This is a genomic window from Patiriisocius marinistellae, from assembly GCF_009014635.1.
GTDB classification, from domain to species: domain Bacteria; phylum Bacteroidota; class Bacteroidia; order Flavobacteriales; family Flavobacteriaceae; genus Patiriisocius; species Patiriisocius marinistellae.
This window is the reverse complement of record NZ_BKCF01000001.1, coordinates 1,064,673-1,081,026: the sequence shown is the minus strand read 5'-3', so window position 1 is coordinate 1,081,026 and position 16,354 is coordinate 1,064,673. Positions and strand designations below refer to the sequence as shown.

At 35.0% G+C, this 16,354-nt stretch carries 15 protein-coding genes and 1 tRNA gene; 12 read left to right on the top strand and 4 right to left on the bottom strand.

The window, feature by feature from the left end; all coding sequences use genetic code 11:
* The first annotated feature begins 2 nt into the window (after positions 1–2).
* From GB234_RS04815 to GB234_RS04765, 11 genes are all read left to right on the top strand, one after another.
* The gene (locus GB234_RS04815; protein ID WP_151893378.1) at positions 3–569 is read left to right on the top strand and encodes a helix-turn-helix domain-containing protein; all 567 of its coding nucleotides are present in this window, start codon (positions 3–5) and stop codon (positions 567–569) included.
* Positions 570–645: 76 nt separating this feature from the next.
* A complete protein-coding gene (locus tag GB234_RS04810; protein WP_151893377.1) occupies positions 646–3,078 on the top strand; it encodes a multicopper oxidase domain-containing protein in 2,433 nt (810 codons plus the stop codon).
* A 36-nt stretch (positions 3,079–3,114) separates the two neighbouring features.
* Positions 3,115–3,435: a four-helix bundle copper-binding protein gene (locus tag GB234_RS04805; protein ID WP_151893376.1), complete on the top strand. Its 321-nt coding sequence runs from the start codon at positions 3,115–3,117 to the stop codon at positions 3,433–3,435.
* A gap of 73 nt (positions 3,436–3,508) precedes the next feature.
* A complete protein-coding gene (locus GB234_RS04800) occupies positions 3,509–4,099 on the top strand; it encodes a DUF3347 domain-containing protein (protein ID WP_151893375.1) in 591 nt (196 codons plus the stop codon).
* Positions 4,100–4,555 (top strand): heme-binding domain-containing protein, encoded by a 456-nt coding sequence (locus GB234_RS04795; protein ID WP_151893374.1) that lies wholly within the window; start codon positions 4,100–4,102, stop codon positions 4,553–4,555.
* A 349-nt stretch (positions 4,556–4,904) separates the two neighbouring features.
* A complete protein-coding gene (locus tag GB234_RS04790; RefSeq protein ID WP_235906051.1) occupies positions 4,905–5,378 on the top strand; it encodes an ion channel in 474 nt (157 codons plus the stop codon).
* Between the two features lie 4 nt (positions 5,379–5,382).
* Positions 5,383–5,874 (top strand): YybH family protein, encoded by a 492-nt coding sequence (locus GB234_RS04785; protein WP_151893373.1) that lies wholly within the window; start codon positions 5,383–5,385, stop codon positions 5,872–5,874.
* Positions 5,875–5,876: 2 nt separating this feature from the next.
* On the top strand, positions 5,877–8,381 hold the full coding sequence (locus GB234_RS04780; protein ID WP_151893372.1) for a heavy metal translocating P-type ATPase: 2,505 nt from the start codon (positions 5,877–5,879) through the stop codon (positions 8,379–8,381).
* A 12-nt stretch (positions 8,382–8,393) separates the two neighbouring features.
* A complete protein-coding gene (locus tag GB234_RS04775) occupies positions 8,394–8,987 on the top strand; it encodes a DUF2911 domain-containing protein (RefSeq protein ID WP_151893371.1) in 594 nt (197 codons plus the stop codon).
* A 23-nt stretch (positions 8,988–9,010) separates the two neighbouring features.
* Positions 9,011–9,502, top strand: a complete 492-nt coding sequence (locus GB234_RS04770) for a DUF305 domain-containing protein (protein WP_151893370.1) — start codon at positions 9,011–9,013, stop codon at positions 9,500–9,502.
* Positions 9,503–9,620: 118 nt separating this feature from the next.
* The gene (locus GB234_RS04765) at positions 9,621–11,363 is read left to right on the top strand and encodes an efflux RND transporter periplasmic adaptor subunit (RefSeq protein ID WP_151893369.1); all 1,743 of its coding nucleotides are present in this window, start codon (positions 9,621–9,623) and stop codon (positions 11,361–11,363) included.
* A 769-nt stretch (positions 11,364–12,132) separates the two neighbouring features.
* Here GB234_RS04765 and GB234_RS04760 read toward each other — a convergent pair.
* The 3 genes from GB234_RS04760 to GB234_RS04750 form a co-directional block, all read right to left on the bottom strand.
* On the bottom strand, positions 12,133–12,600 hold the full coding sequence (locus GB234_RS04760; RefSeq protein ID WP_151893368.1) for a hypothetical protein: 468 nt from the start codon (positions 12,598–12,600) through the stop codon (positions 12,133–12,135).
* 190 nt (positions 12,601–12,790) lie between these two features.
* Positions 12,791–14,122 (bottom strand): tyrosine-type recombinase/integrase, encoded by a 1,332-nt coding sequence (locus tag GB234_RS04755; protein WP_151893367.1) that lies wholly within the window; start codon positions 14,120–14,122, stop codon positions 12,791–12,793.
* 54 nt (positions 14,123–14,176) lie between these two features.
* Positions 14,177–14,249: transfer RNA gene (locus GB234_RS04750), tRNA-Met, on the bottom strand.
* A gap of 177 nt (positions 14,250–14,426) precedes the next feature.
* Between GB234_RS04750 and GB234_RS04745 the strand changes: the two genes are divergently transcribed.
* Positions 14,427–15,992, top strand: coding sequence for an AsmA family protein (locus tag GB234_RS04745; protein ID WP_151893366.1), 1,566 nt, complete (start codon positions 14,427–14,429; stop codon positions 15,990–15,992).
* On the opposite strand, the gene GB234_RS04740 is transcribed toward GB234_RS04745, so the two are convergent.
* Entirely contained in the window at positions 15,989–16,348 is a 360-nt protein-coding gene (locus GB234_RS04740) for a SpoIIAA family protein (protein WP_151893365.1), read from the bottom strand. The two genes, GB234_RS04745 and GB234_RS04740, sit on opposite strands and share 4 nt — an antisense overlap.
* Positions 16,349–16,354: the final 6 nt, after the last annotated feature.

The window sequence follows — 16,354 nt, the reverse complement described above, 5'->3', positions numbered from 1 at the left end:
CGATGATAAAAGATTTTTACATAAAAAATATGGTTTGCGATCGTTGCATCAAAGTGCTCAAAAATGAAGTGGAAGCACAAGGAATTACCGTGAATGAAATTAAACTGGGACGCGTGCAGTTAGACATTCAAAATGATGGGCAAATTGAAGATTTAAAGAAAATCATCCTGAGCAACGGTTTTGAGATTATAGATACCGTCGAGGACAAAATAACTGAGCAAGTCAAGATTCAGCTCATAAAAATTCTGGGAGAATTACCGCTGGATTTACAAGAGAAATTGTCATCCCATCTCGCCGAACAAATGCATCAGGACTATTCAAAAATCAGCAAGGTATTTTCATTTACGGAAGGGATTACCATCGAAAAATATTTCATAAAGCTGAAAATTGAAAAAGTAAAAGAACTGATACAATCACAACATAAAAACTTTACAGAAATAAGTCAACTGCTGGATTATAGTCACGTGAATCATTTGAGTAGACAGTTTAAATCAGAGACAGGATTAAGTCTGACAGAATATAAATCAAGACAGAAAAATTTTAGGAATCCTTTAGACCAAATTGTGTAGATATGAACCATAATTATGACACAACTCTTTGGAGTTCAACTGTATTTTTATATAAAATATAAAAAAAATTAAATCTATGAAAATGAGATTATTACTTGTTCTTATGATATGTACTTCCTTTGGAGCGTCTGCCCAATTGGTTGCAAACAAAGCTGAAGAAAACGTTGATAATTGGCCAGAACGCGTCTATGATCTAACCATAGATTATGAGATGGTAAATTTTACAGGTAAGGACATTCAGGCTATGACTATTAATGGTGGTATTCCTGGTCCTAATTTAGAATTTAATGAAGGAGAATTTGCGATCATAAATGTAACTAACAAAATGGATGTGGAAACCTCTGTGCACTGGCACGGATTGATACTTCCCAACTTTTACGATGGTGTTCCCTATTTAACAACGCCACCTATATTGCCTGGAGAAACGCTACAATATAAATATGCGCTCAAACAATCTGGAACGTACTGGTATCACTCGCATACTGGTCTGCAAGAACAGCGTGGCGTGTATGGAAGCATACAAATAAATCCAAAGGAAACAGATTTAGAATATGATAAGGATCTTGTGATGGTGCTATCTGACTGGATGGACGAAAGTCCCAAATCACAACTCAAAAACTTGAAACGCGGTAACGAGTGGTATTTGATTAAAAAAGGACAAGTACAATCGCTCGATAAACTGATAAAGAAAAATGCCGTAGGCGCAAAATTAAAAATGGCGTGGCAACGGATGCCAGATATGGCAATATCAGACAACTATTTTGATAAATTTTTCATCAACGGCGGTGCGACACAAGAGTATCCTGACTTCAAACCTGGTGAACGCGTGAGATTACGTTTTGTAAATGCTGCCGCAGCATCTTATTTCTGGTTAACATTTGTTGGCGATGACCCTATGTTAGTTGCTTCAGATGGGATTGACGTTGTTCCTGTTACTCATAATAAAACCTTGATTGGAGTAGCAGAAACCTATGATTTTATAGTCACTATCCCAGCTAATGGTAAACTTCAAGTGAGAGCTACAGCTCAAGATGGCTCTGGAGAAGCTTCGGCATTTATAGGTACTGGAGAAATTATGGAAGCACCGGTTGTTCCAGAACCGGATCTTATTATGAGTATGAAGCAAATGATGTCTATGGGAATGAAAATGGGAGCGCCATCCACAAAATTTAATCCTTCAAAGAATGACTCTATTCAGATGATGGAAAAATATGCAATGGATATGGGCAGTATGCAAATGGATGGAATGGATATGAAGGGCGATGATATGAAGATGCAGGGTAACCAAATGCAAATGGATGGAATGAAAATGGACAAAGATTCTACAAAAATCGATCACGGTACGATGGATCACGACCAAATGAAAATGTCTAAATCTGAAATGAAGATGAAAGGCAATATGAAGATGAAGATGGATGATGATATGCAGATGGGTGGAATGAAAATGGGCTATATGATTCCGCAGGAAAAAGTGGTGGGAGACAATATGAAAACTGGTGGAAATCCAGAGTTTAACTATAACTATTTAAGAGCTAAAGAACCTACCGAATTTGATAATGATAAGCCAGTAAAAGAAATGCTGTTCAACTTAACAGGAAATATGAACAGATACACTTGGAGTATTAACGGTGTACCACTTTCTGAAGCCGATAAAATTAAAATCAAACAGGGAGAAGTTGTACGCATTACATTGAATAATTTAACGATGATGCACCATCCAATGCACTTGCACGGTCACTTCTTTAGAGTTTTAAACGAGAATGGAGAATATTCGCCATTAAAGCACACGGTAAATGTTGCGCCTATGCAAAAAGTGGTCTTTGAGTTTGCAGCAGATGAATCAGGAGATTGGTTTTTCCATTGTCATATTTTGTATCATATGATGAGCGGTATGGCAAGAGTTTTTAGTTACGATACACCACGAGATGTGCGTTTAGAAGCTTTCCCTTTAACTAATCTTACTAATGAAGCAGCACATTTTTACACTTGGGGAGAAGTAAGTGCTGCAAGCCATATGACAGAACTTTACGCAATAGCCGCAAATTTGCGTAATCAGTTTAGTGTTAGGGGAGAATATGGTTGGAATAAAAATCTAGAAGCAGAATTCACTTATGAACGCTACCTTAATGACTATTTCCGAGTTTTTGGTGGTGTGAACGTAGAGAATGAAGGCGAAGACAGCCTTGAAGAAATAAATACCACAGCAATAGCTGGAGTACGATGGTTGATGCCGTTACTTATTAATTCAGATTTCAGAATTGATAGTAAGCTACGACCACAAGTTAGTTTTAGTACTGGTTTTATGATTTTCCCACGATTGGGAATCTATGGCGAGTATGAATATCAAATGGACTTTGGTTGGGACGGAAAATTACCAGATGGTCAGGATTTCAAAGAAGAAACGACTTGGCAGGTTGGTCTAGAATATGTTCTAGGTCGCCAATTTTCTCTTATGGGAAGTTACGATAACCGTTTTGGAGCTGGTGGTGGATTGTCGCTACGATTTTAAACAGAGAATAATTAATAACAATAAATATCAAATATTATGAAAAATCAAAAATTGATTGACGCATTAAACAATTGTATAACACATTGTAACCATTGCGCAGATGCTTGTTTGGACACAGACAATATTAAAATGATGGTAGATTGCATAAGAACTGACAGAGCTTGTGCAGAAGTTTGTAGTGCTACGGTAAAATTATTGGCTATGGATTCCGCTTTCGCGAAAGCGATGGTAGAAAAATGCCACGAGATTTGTACGCAATGTGCAGAGGAGTGCAGTGGTCACGACCATCAACATTGTAAAGATTGTGCAGAGGCGTGTCAAAAATGTGCAGATGCCTGTAAAGCATATTTAGCATAAATCAAGTTGATTCCTGCTCTTTTTAGCGCAGGAATCAATACTAAATTCAATAACCTCAAAATTATAATACATTATGAAAACAGTAAAAAGAAGTTTAGGTGCAATGGCACTTGCTGCTATAACATTAATAACGGTTTCCTGTAATGAAGGAAAGAAAAATGAAGCTACAGCGCCTATGAGCAATGAGATGCATCAAGACACTATGGATGCTGATAAGGATATGGCAATGAATGACAGTCAGGACGCAAAGGCTGAAGCTATTCTAAAAGATTACTTTAATTTAAAAGATGCCTTAGTTGGAGATGATAACGCAAAGGCGAAAGGTTTAGGGAACACGTTAGTTCAATCCTTAAAATCTTTTGATATGTCTAGCTATGCAGATGGTAAAAAATCTGAACTAAAAGACATTATGGAAGATGCCATTGAACACGCAGAACATATAGGCGAGAGTGACATCAAACATCAACGTGAGCATTTTAAAATTTTAAGTAAGGATGTCACAGATATGGTTGCCATTACAGGAACTCAAATGAAACTATATGAGCAATATTGCCCTATGTATGATGGTGGAACAGCTTGGTTAAGTACTGAAAAGCAGGTGTTAAATCCATACTATGGTAGCTCAATGTTGAAATGCGGTAAAGTACAGCGTGAAATCAACTAGATGAGAGTTTTTAAAATCATAGCTTGGATAGCACTTATTTTGTTTATAATAATACAGTTTTTTCCAACGGAAAAGAATGAGAGCTACACCACGCCGGATAATGATTTTATGGTGGTTAACAATGTGCCATCAAAAATTGAAAACCAGTTGAAGGTGTCTTGTTATGATTGTCACAGTAATAGCACATCGTATCCTTGGTATAATAAAATTCAGCCAGCTGCCTGGTATCTTGAAGATCACGTCAAGGAAGGAAAAGCGGAACTCAATTTTAACGAATGGAGTACGTATTCAGACAGGAGAAAAGACAGCAAGCTACGTTCTATAATTAAACAGATTGAAAGTGGAGAAATGCCTATGGATAGTTACACACTTATACATAGAGATGCTATTCTTTCCGAGAATATTAAAAACAGCGTAATATCTTATATGAGAATTTTAAAAGACAGTTTAAAGTAAAGACCTGAATAGGAAAAGGAGCTCTAATGGTTAGTTATTTACCTTTTCCTTTTCAGGCACAAATAAGCCCTAAATCGAGAAAGAGATGATTTTTTCATTGGTTGGTTAGTAGAAACTCTTTCTCTTTTTTAGGCAATTATTATATGAAAGCGTGTTGCAATACAGGAAATAAAGGAAAAACAAAAAGTCGCTTACAACGATGGTTGAACTATGTTGTCTATGCAGTACTGACCATAATCATTATTGGAGCAATTTATTTACAGATTATAGGAAATAAATAATGAATTTTAAAATTAATCATTTTTACACACAGCTATTTAAAAAATCTTGGGTTGTAGTACTATTATTAGTGCTACTATCCTCGATTCAAGCTTTTTCGACTTCTATATTTAATGGAAGCTTTGCTGGATATCTTATATTCCTTCTGTCTGTCTTAAAGGTTAGTGCTATAGTCTGGTTATCATTTACACAACTCACAAAAATTATTGGTCAAAGCCATCTTATCTCACATATTTTAACGCTGTTCATTTTCCTAATCGCAACTATAGTATGTTCATTTTCATTAGATTACCTGTCTCTATATGTAAGTGATGGCAACAGTTTCAAAACATCGTTAGTTAATAATGATGTGTCGATGGTTGGTATGCTTTACGAATATTTTTATTTCAGTACAATTACATTTTCATCTGTTGGTTATGGAGACATTGTACCTCAATCAATACTAGCGAAAGGAATTGTAATGATTCAAGTTGCGGTTCGATTCTTTGTTCTAGTGTTTGGAATAGCTAATATAAATCAAATAAAAGTTGATAATAATACATAGACTTATGAAATCACTAAAAGGCATTACAACTGCAATACTATTGCTAATTGCAACTGGCTATTCATATGGACAAACTAGTTCATTAGAAAAGGATAAACAAGAAGTTATTGCTGTGATGAAAGCATACAAAGATGCAATCCAAAATTTAACAACCGAAGGCACTTTTGAACTCTTTACACCAGATGCTTCAGTTTATGAACAGGGCAAAGTTGAGGGTACATATGCCGAATATATAGACCATCATTTAGGACCAGAATTGGGGCATTTTGAAAGTTTTACATTTTCAGATTATTCTATAAATACGACCATAAATCTACCTTATGCATTTACAACAGAGAATTACTTGTATACAATAGTACTTAAAGAAGATAAGATCAAAGGCACAAAAGAGCGCATTGTTGAGAGTAAAGGTGTAGCTACTTCTATTCTTCAAAAGATTGATGGTGTCTGGAAAATCATTCACTCTCATACTTCATTCAAAAAACTCAATCAATAAAAATGAAATACACTTACCACATACAAGGAATGACCTGCAATGGTTGTCGGACTCACGTTGAGCAAACACTTTCTAAAGTGAAAGGTGTTACAAGTGCTTCAGTAAATTTAGAAAAAGCTGAAGCAACGATTGAAATGGAAAAGCATATTACTATTGAATCATTTCAAAAGACATTAAAAGGTGAAGGAGGCAGTTACAGTATTCATCCTTTAGGAGAGAAGCACGAACATACTGAAGTCGAAAAAGAGACGCCAAAAAAAAGCAAAGGAACTGGTACATTTTATTGTCCTATGCATTGCGAAGGTGATAAAACCTATAACAGGCCAGGCGATTGTCCAGTTTGTGGTATGGATCTCGTAGAAGAGCAAAACCTGTCGGTTACTTCCAGCGATCATTGGACGTGCCCGATGCATCCAGAAGTGGTAAAGGATGAACCAGGAGACTGTCCTATCTGTGGGATGGATCTCGTGCCTGTAAAAGCCGATTTATCTGCCGAAGAAAAGACGTATAAAAAACTCATAAAGAAATTCTGGATTGCCGTTGCTTTCACACTACCCATTTTTATAATTGCGATGAGCGAGATGATTCCTAATAATCCATTGTATGATGTAATGGAACAAAAATCGTGGAATTGGATTCAGTTCGGTTTATCCATTCCAGTGGTGTTTTATGCAACCTGGATGTTCTTTGAAAGAGCTTACCGAAGTATAATAACCTGGAATCTCAATATGTTTACGCTCATAGGTATCGGTGCAGGCGTGGCGTGGTTGTTTAGTGTTTTTGGGATGCTTTTTCCAGACTTCTTTCCACAACAATTTAAAACAGAGAGTGATGCAGTACACGTTTATTTTGAGGCCGCGACCGTAATTCTCACATTAGTATTGATGGGTCAGGTGTTAGAAGCACGCGCACAAAGTAAAACTAATAGCGCTGTAAAAGAGTTACTCAAACTTGCACCTAATAAAGCTGTCAAAGTTGTTGACGGTATTGAAGAAGAAGTCTCTATCGACCAGATTCAAAAAGGCGATATTTTACGTGTAAAGCCTGGCGATAAGATTCCTGTCGATGGTAGAATTACTGAAGGTCAAACCACTGTAGATGAGTCAATGATTTCTGGAGAACCTATTCCAGTAAATAAAACAGAAGATGATAAGGTAAGTAGCGGTACCATTAATGGTAACCAATCTTTTTTAATGAAGGCAGAAAAAGTAGGTAGCGACACCTTACTTTCTCAAATTATCCATATGGTAAACGATGCCAGTCGCAGCCGTGCACCCATTCAAAAATTGGCAGATACGGTATCGGGATATTTTGTGCCAGTTGTGGTCATCATCTCGATCATCACTTTTGCCGTTTGGGCAATTTGGGGACCAGAACCAGCTTATGTGTATGCCCTTGTAAACGCAATTGCCGTGCTTATTATCGCCTGTCCTTGTGCGTTAGGTCTTGCTACGCCTATGTCGGTAATGGTTGGCGTTGGTAAAGGAGCTCAAAATGGCGTTCTCATCAAGAATGCAGAGGCTTTAGAGAAAATGGATAAAGTGGATACGCTTATCGTTGACAAAACAGGAACAATCACAGAAGGAAAACCAACCGTTGAAAAAATTGGTGTTTTTGGAGATCGCTTTCGCGAAAGCGAAATAACGCAATTTATCGCATCATTAAATAGTTCCAGTGAGCACCCACTAGCGGAAGCCACCGTAAAATACGGAAAAGAGCAAAATGCTGAAATTTTAAAAACCAAAAATTTTAGTGCCGTAACAGGCAAAGGCGTTGAAGGAACCATAAATGGCAAAAAACTCGATTTAGGGAATGCCAAAATGATGGAATATGCAAAAGCGACTATTTCATCTGAAATGGAAACCAAGGCACAATCATTTCAAAAGCAAGGCAAAACGGTTTCGTATTTATCTATTGACGGTCAAGTTTCTGGGTATGTGGTTATAGGCGATAAAATAAAAGCAACAAGTGCAAAGGCTATCAAAGAATTACAAGATAAAGGCATCGAAGTCATTATGCTTACTGGGGATAACCACGACACCGCTCAAGCAGTTGCAAATGAACTCAACCTTGCAGATTTTAAAGCAGGAATGTTGCCAGAAGATAAACTCAAAGAAGTAACAAAACTACAAGAAGTTGGAAAAGTAGTGGCTATGGCTGGCGATGGTATCAACGATGCACCAGCCCTCGCAAAAAGTGATGTAGGTATCGCAATGGGCACGGGAACAGATGTTGCGATAGAAAGCGCAATGATCACACTTGTAAAAGGTGATTTACACGGCATTGTAAAAGCACGAAATTTAAGTCATAAAGTGATGCGTAATATCAAGCAAAATCTATTTTTTGCGATGATTTATAATACACTTGGCGTTCCTGTAGCGGCAGGAGTATTGTTCCCGTTCTTTGGAATTTTATTATCGCCTATGATTGCTGCATTGGCTATGAGCTTTAGCTCGGTTTCAGTAATTGCAAACGCATTAAGACTAAAAACAAAATCAATCAACTAAAAATTATAAAAAATGAAAAATATCATATTTATTTTAGGTCTTGCACTTTTTGTTTCCTGTAAAGAAGCTTCCAAGAAAGAAGTAATTCCACAAGAAACAGAAAGTGCTGTTCAAGAAATAGAAACTTTAAGTGCAGAACCAAACAAGAAAAAACCGTTGAGTCCGCACACAAGTGCAATGGCAATGGTGGGCGATGCACACATTCATATTGATTATTCATCGCCTGGCGTTCGTAAGCGTATGATTTTTGGTGGCCTATTGCCTTATGATGCTGTTTGGCAAGCAGGAGCGCATAATGCAACTTGGATAGAAACGGATAAAGATTTAAGTATCAAAGGGGAAAAATTACCTGCTGGGAAATATGGTTTTTTTGTTATTCCTAATAAAGACCAGTGGACCGTGATATTTAATTCAAACTGGAATCAGCACGGTAAAGATGATTATGATGAGAAGGATGATGTATTACGATTTAATGTCGTCCCTAAAATTTCAGAAGAGATTCAGGAACATCTAGAATATAAAGTGACAGAAACTTCTAAAACTTCGGGAACAATTAGCTTAAACTGGGAAAAAGTCACCATAGAATTTCCTTTTACTGTAAACTAAAAATGAACTAAAAACCAAAAATTATGAATGCCAACGAACACAACAAAAACGAAAAAGGAATGAGCCAATACACAAAATTCTTCCTGATGCTAGGAGCATCTTTTATTGCAATGTACATCACAATGTATTTAAACACTTACGAGTTTGACCACGTTTATTTTAGTCTTACGCGTTTTTATATGGTATGCCTTGGTATTGCTACGATGGCAGTCATTATGCTATTATTTATGCTCAATATGTATAAGAACAAAAAGAAAAATATCGCTATTTTGGCGGGAAGCGCTATTTTATTCCTGGGAGCTTTAGGATTGGTACGTGAACAGAAATCAACCGTAGGCGATGTGCTGTGGATGAGAGCTATGATCCCACACCATTCTATCGCAATATTAACGAGTGAACGCGCAGATATTAAAGATCCAGAAGTTAAGAAACTAGCAGATGATATTATTAAGGCACAACGCAAAGAAATTGCCGAAATGAAGGCGATGATAGAGCGTCTGGAAAACGCCAAGTAGCATTTGGGCGCTCGAGCGGGCTATCCGCTACAATCTTTTTTATGCAGAAAAAGCATAAAAAAGGATTTCCACTACTATCCCTAGCGCTAGATAGTGACACCATTAAAAAATAGGAGTTATGAATAAAAACATTTTATATATAGGAATAGCAGTTATTGTAGGTCTGCTTGGCGGTTGGCTCATTTTTGGAAATTCCGGAAGTGATGCAAATGCAAATAAGGATCTGTCAGATATGTCAGATTCCCACGACCATTCTGGTGAAACTGCATCACAAATGTGGACGTGTTCAATGCATCCACAAATTATGCAACCAGAAGCTGGCGACTGTCCTATATGTGGAATGGACCTTATTCCAGCCGAATCTGGTGCCGAAGGTCTTGCAGTTAATGAAATAAAAATGACCGAAAATGCAATGGCGTTGGCAAATATTCAAACCACTGTTGTAGGAAGCGGTACTATTTCTGAAGACGATGGAATGATATCGCTTTCAGGAAAAATTGCGACCAATGAAGAAAACAATTCAGTACAGGCCAGTTATTTTGATGGCCGTATAGAACGGTTGAATGTAAACTTTGAAGGTCAGAAAGTAAATAGAGGTCAGTTACTCGCCACCATTTATGCGCCTAATTTGGTCGCAGCGCAACAAGAACTCATAACTACAGCTTCACTAAAAGAATCGCAACCAGCTTTGTATAAAGCAGTACGCAACAAATTGAAGAACTGGAAATTATCAGAATCTCAAATTAATGCTATAGAATCATCAGGAAAAGTGCGCGATAATTTTCCAGTCTATGCTACTGTTTCAGGGACCGTTTCAATGGTAATGGCAGCCGAAGGTGATTATGTAAAACAAGGACAGCCTATTCTTAAAGTGAGTAACTTAAATTCGGTTTGGGCAGAATTTGATGCTTATGAAAATCATATTTCGGAACTAAAAAAAGGTCAGAAAATTAAAGTGATGACTAATGCGTATCCAAATAAAGAATTTGACGCTGCAGTTTCATTTATTGATCCCATTCTTAATAATGCTACACGAACCGTTATTGTGCGAGCAACTCTAAAAAATACCGATGATATTTTTAAACCAGGAATGTTTGTCACTGGGAAAATTCAGGGAACGATGGATATGAATGAGACTTTGCTCACAGTTCCTGCAAGCGCAGTAATGTGGACTGGAGAACGTTCTTTAGTATATTTAAAAACAAATCCCAACGAACCCATTTTCGAAATGCGTGAGGTGACCATTGGTAATCGTAACGGAGATAGTTATACCATTACAAAAGGACTTCAAAATGGGGATGAAATTGTAACTAACGGGACTTTTACCGTAGATGCCGCAGCACAATTACAAGGTAAAAAATCAATGATGAATAAAAGAATGGAAGACGATAAGATGATGGCGATGACTGATATGGAGATGAAACTTCCAGCTGCCTTTCAAACTGACTTTAAAAAGGCATTAGTTCCATATCTTAAAATGAAGGATGCATTTGTTGCGAGTGATGCTGGTCAAGTTTCCGCTTTCGCGAAAGCGACATTAAAAGAATTAAAATCCATCGATAAAAGTAGTTCTGACCAAATGGTAAGTCAGCATCATACTAAAAGTATGGAAATGCTGGAGGCAATCGTTTCAAACGATGATCTTAAAAGTCAACGCTCACATTTTGTGATACTAAATGAAAATATGGTTGCTATTACTATGAATATTGATAATGCCGGCGAGATACTCTACGTTCAAAAATGTCCAATGGCAAATAATAATAAAGGTGCAGTTTGGTTAAGTTCAGAAAAAGTTATCCTCAACCCATATTATGGTGATGCGATGCTAAGTTGTGGGAGTGTAATTGAAGAGATAAAATAACGATAAAAAATCATAATTTTAAAAATTTATACTTTTCATTTTTTATGAAAGAAAGGTTCAAACTCTAATGGTATTGTAAAATCAGAATTAAACTCTGAAGCTATTGTTTTTTCTTTTTTGTCAATGCAGTTTCGTAGCACATAGTTTTTAATTTATATATCCAAATTAGCAAATAAAATGGGAATTAAGAAATCGATTATTTTAAAATTTTTATACCTACAATTTTATGCAACCTAGAAAAACCTACACCAATTCTAAAAATTGTCACTTCTAGTTATAATTTATATATAGGGATTTTATACTCACTTTAATTAATTTCAATCCAAAAGAACCTAACGCAACCTAAGGCAATTATTTGCATTAGTAATGTTATCATGAAATTTGTTGCACAATATTAATGGAGTTTCCTTTACAATCTAACTAAAACTTCAATACAAACTTTACAAATTTGATGGATTAGTAAGTGATAGTTTCATTTGATTCTACGGTCTAATTAGTTTATCACAATATGAAATGTTATTGATTGTGTTTGATATTAATAATTACTAAATTGTTTTATAATTACAATTTTAATCAACCTAGTAAAACTCAACTAATAGATGATCAAATTACAATGAGTTTGGATCCAACAGTCTGAAATACAAACTTATATATATTCTGTATATTCCAGAAAAACCTAGTGCAACCCAGCAACCTAGGTTTTCTAGGTTGCTAGGTTGCTAGGTTGCTAGGTTGCTAGGTTGCTAGGTTGCAATTTTAATAACACAACTTACTTGCTCTTTATATTAAATACACTTTCTAAAAGAAATTGTTCAACATTTTGAAAACCTATGTTAGGCATTGAATACACTTTTGGTACGTAAAGTTTCTCGTTAGAAAAATCGTAGAATTCGTCTGGTTTAGAATCAATAGCGGTCAAATTACTTAGCGAAACAATATCATCCAACGAATATGGCTTTGAATTCTGTATATTACAAATTTCAAGGATGCTTTCACGATGTTCCAAGAAATTAAAGTATTGGTATTTAAATGCTAAATATTCGTTCTCAACAATGTTTGGAAATAATGAATAGATATCATTAAGCATTGCTTCGCTATAATAGCAAAATGCATTCAACCATAAAATATATTTATTGATTACCGTATCAAATTTTTGTTTGGTCACTTCATCTTGCAAATCAGTTATATCAAAAATAATATCATCTAAAATCTGCCTTTTAAAAAACACTTTTTGCATGTGTTTAGGAACTTGCAAAGACTTAATTACACGAGTGCTGCTAAAATAATTTAGAGATCCTAAATAAGGGTCTATAGGGCCTTTTATCAAACCTCTTACTCTCTCATCTAAGCCATCCTTTGGAAAGTAGAAAACCGATTGTTCAATTAGTTGTCTAAAAGTTTTTTGAAAATATCTTTACTTTTCATATTTAAAGCATATCTGAATAATCCTCGGGCATTTCTGCATCGATAGTTCGTAAATATTTCTCTAAGGCGGTCATTGTAGTATGTCCTGTTATGAGCATTAACTTACTTTTTGCAGCAAAGGGAGCCATTGTACTACTAAAACTTTTATATAGTTTAGTAATGTAGGTATGCCTAAAACTATATAATCCATAATTTTCATTAAACCCATAATGGTCTTTAACAACATCTTTATAGCGTTTCGAAAAATGGTCACGTCTGCTCTCAACGGTAGCATCCCAAGCCATACCAATTCCATCAGGCGAAAACAAAGGATATGATTTTGGTAATCTAGTCAAATCTGGCATTTCATCCAACAGTAATTGAGGGATAATCTTAGTTTTATGCGCTTTGTTTTTCGCTTTAAAAGTGAGCCTTTTATTTTCAACATCCACATCTCCAATTGTTAACCTACACGCTTCAATAGGTCTTAAAAAAGCATATGAAATAAATTTAATATAGAGCAGTAACAAAGGGTCTCTTTTATTTAGATAATTGAAAATTTCTTTCTGTTGTTTTTCTGAATACCCTCTATTTCTTTTCGGCACTGACCTTAGGGGTTTAATTTCCTTTAAATAATTTTCTGCTAAAATATCATTGTCTACTAATATTTGGAATACACTGCTTAGGTTGGTGCGATGATTATTTCTGTTTCTAGCACTACTGCGTTCTAAAATGCTATTTAAATAACTGATTAAAATACTCTTGGATACTTCGTGAATATACATCACGCTCTTCTGTTCCTTCTTTAACCACAATTTAAGATTATCAACCGAAGTTTTATAATCCTTTAATGTTCGTTCACTTACAGTATGCTTCTTTAATGCTAAAGATTTCTCAAAAGCGGCTGTAATTTTAATTCCTGCAATTTGATTAATTGTAGCAGTTGGATATACAGCATTAATCGTATTTAAAGGGCTTTGCGATAAAGTACTAGGTTCAACTGTAGACGTTTTAAGTTTAGTAATTACACTTTCAGTAGACAAACTGCGATGAAGTTCAATGTTATCGGAATAAGGACTATACCCTTTTTTCAATAAACTAAGAAGACTTTTTCTGTATGCCGTCAAGAGATGTAACTTGTCTTCCTTATTTTTTAATTTGTGTGCCGTTCCGTAGATATTCTTCTGGCGAGTGAGTTTATCTGTTTCAGGATTTCGATAGGTAAAATATACATACCATCGCTTGGAGAGGTCACCATTTGCATCATAAATTTTTGGGATAGAGTAGTCGATAGTGTGTTCTAAAACGTGTTCATTTCTGTGTTCCAAGATAATCAATTCGTTAATATTGGGCATAAAAAAAAGGTTAAGAGTGAACTTAACCTTTTAGTCATGGCACTTAAGCCTTTGTAGCGGGAACTGGACTCGAACCAGTGACCTTCGGGTTATGAGCCCGACGAGCTACCTACTGCTCTATCCCGCGATATGTAATACAAAACAACCAACTTAGCTCTTAACTTACGGCTCATAATACCGTCCAGTTTATTTTGGACTGCAAAGATACAAGGTTTTTGAGAAGTAACAACAAAATATGAAAAATAAATTCCAAAAATTATCTTAAATCTACTTGATAACTAAAAAGGTTCATTAAATTTAATCTATGAAGAAAACACTACGCTGGATTATATATATAATACTTACTTCAATTGTAATTTATGTCATTACATTAATAACAGTAAATAGCATTATAAAAGGCAAAGTAGAAAATTTTTTAGCTACTCGTTTGCCTGAAAATATTAAACAAAGCTATGAAAAGATGAACCTCAATACCTTTGAGGGAACTATAACTCTAAATAATATAACAGTTTCAATTAGTGACAAAAAAACGAAAGAAAAACACACCTTAGTAAGTTTAGATGCTTTTATCATTGAAGATGTGAGTTACTGGCAATATCTATTTAATAAAAAAATAGTAATTGAAGACATCAAACTTAAAAAACCTATTATCACATACTATAAAGACACTTACAAAAGCTCAAAAGATTCCACAGACTCTAAGCCATTAAAACTTTATAAAGACGTTATAATTGAAGAATTAAGCATCGATAATGCAACCTTAAACATCTTTGACAAATCTAAGGATAGTCTTTTCTTATATGCCGAAAATGTAACCGTTGAATTAGACGATATCCTTATAAATCAAGAAACATTAAAAAGAAAAATTCCTTTAGAGTTTAGCGAATATGAGGTAGAAGCAGACTCTGTTTTTCTGAAATCTAACAAATTTGAAAATCTTACCACTGCTAAAATAATAGTGAAACACAATAAAGCAACACTCAATAATATTACTTTAAAAACGAAATACTCAAAAGCTCAATTATCTAAAAACATAAATACGGAAAGAGACCATTTTAATCTTCTTATTCCACAACTTAAAATTGACGCAATAGATTTCGGCTTTAAAGAAAATAAACTCTATGTTAAAAGTGATTTGATCACTCTAAAGAATCCTACAGCGACGATATATAGAGACAAACTTGTCGCAGACGACCCAAAAATTAAGCCCCTCTATAGCAAAATGCTCAGAAATCTTCCTATAGCTTTAGCGGTCGATGTTGTAAAAATTGAAAATGCAACTCTTACTTATCAAGAGAAAGTTAAAGCTGGAAATAATGCTGGGGAAATCAATTTTGATAGTATGTACGCATCTATCTATAATGTAGGAAACATTTATGACAAAGCTATAAAAACAGAAATCAAAGTTAAAGCAAATTTCATGCAGGCAGCTCCTATTAACGTAGATTGGAGTTTTAATGTACATGATATTTCAGACCAATTTTTATTCAAGTTTGACGCCTCATCACTTCCCATTGAAAGATTAAATACGTTTACAAAACCTAATTTGAATGTCAACATAGAAGGAAAAATTCATAAAGTTTACACTACAATATCAGGCACATCAAATGCTTCAAGTGCAGATATGAGACTAAATTATGAGAACCTAAAAGTCAACATCTTAACTAAGAACGGAAATAAAAAAAACAAGGTCCTTTCTGCAATTGCAAACATCTTTGTGAAAAAAGATAGCAAAGATGAAGTTGATAGATTTAGAGAAGGAGTTGCAAATGTATCACCAGACAAAACAAAGTCAATATTTAATTATATCTGGCTTAATATTCAAAGTGGGTTATTAGATACTCTCACTGGTGATGGAAAGAAAGATTAGTCAGGACGAGAAATCCAATTAAGCGCATTTAATCTATTCTCAATCGTAAAATGTTTAACTCTAGAACTTAAAAATAGATTTTCAAAAGTCACACATATAGACATCCATTTATGATCACTAACAATAGCAATTTTATCAATATTTGTCGAATTTTTATGCTTAAAATAAATTTCTTGCATTACTGCTGATAATGTAAAATTCTCAATCCCATCATCTTCCATAAACAAATTAATGGTACCGTGTGATTCAATTCTTTCAAGAATAATTTCTTGAAGTTCATCAATAGTCGCACTGTTAAATTGTCCAGTAATTAAGAAACCTATTGTATTTTCAGAAAAAGAAAAAGTCGAGAGCATGGTGTT

Coding starts and splice junctions, on each gene's coding strand:
- GB234_RS04770 (WP_151893370.1), top strand. CDS start 9,011: ATGAATGCCAACGAACACAACAAAAACGAAAAAGGAATGAGCCAATAC.
- GB234_RS04740 (WP_151893365.1), bottom strand. CDS start 16,348: ATGCTCTCGACTTTTTCTTTTTCTGAAAATACAATAGGTTTCTTAATT.
- GB234_RS04765 (WP_151893369.1), top strand. CDS start 9,621: ATGAATAAAAACATTTTATATATAGGAATAGCAGTTATTGTAGGTCTG.
- GB234_RS04745 (WP_151893366.1), top strand. CDS start 14,427: ATGAAGAAAACACTACGCTGGATTATATATATAATACTTACTTCAATT.
- GB234_RS04815 (WP_151893378.1), top strand. CDS start 3: ATGATAAAAGATTTTTACATAAAAAATATGGTTTGCGATCGTTGCATC.
- GB234_RS04810 (WP_151893377.1), top strand. CDS start 646: ATGAAAATGAGATTATTACTTGTTCTTATGATATGTACTTCCTTTGGA.
- GB234_RS04785 (WP_151893373.1), top strand. CDS start 5,383: ATGAAATCACTAAAAGGCATTACAACTGCAATACTATTGCTAATTGCA.
- GB234_RS04760 (WP_151893368.1), bottom strand. CDS start 12,600: ATGCAAAAAGTGTTTTTTAAAAGGCAGATTTTAGATGATATTATTTTT.
- GB234_RS04800 (WP_151893375.1), top strand. CDS start 3,509: ATGAAAACAGTAAAAAGAAGTTTAGGTGCAATGGCACTTGCTGCTATA.
- GB234_RS04775 (WP_151893371.1), top strand. CDS start 8,394: ATGAAAAATATCATATTTATTTTAGGTCTTGCACTTTTTGTTTCCTGT.
- GB234_RS04780 (WP_151893372.1), top strand. CDS start 5,877: ATGAAATACACTTACCACATACAAGGAATGACCTGCAATGGTTGTCGG.
- GB234_RS04755 (WP_151893367.1), bottom strand. CDS start 14,122: ATGCCCAATATTAACGAATTGATTATCTTGGAACACAGAAATGAACAC.
- GB234_RS04795 (WP_151893374.1), top strand. CDS start 4,100: ATGAGAGTTTTTAAAATCATAGCTTGGATAGCACTTATTTTGTTTATA.
- GB234_RS04805 (WP_151893376.1), top strand. CDS start 3,115: ATGAAAAATCAAAAATTGATTGACGCATTAAACAATTGTATAACACAT.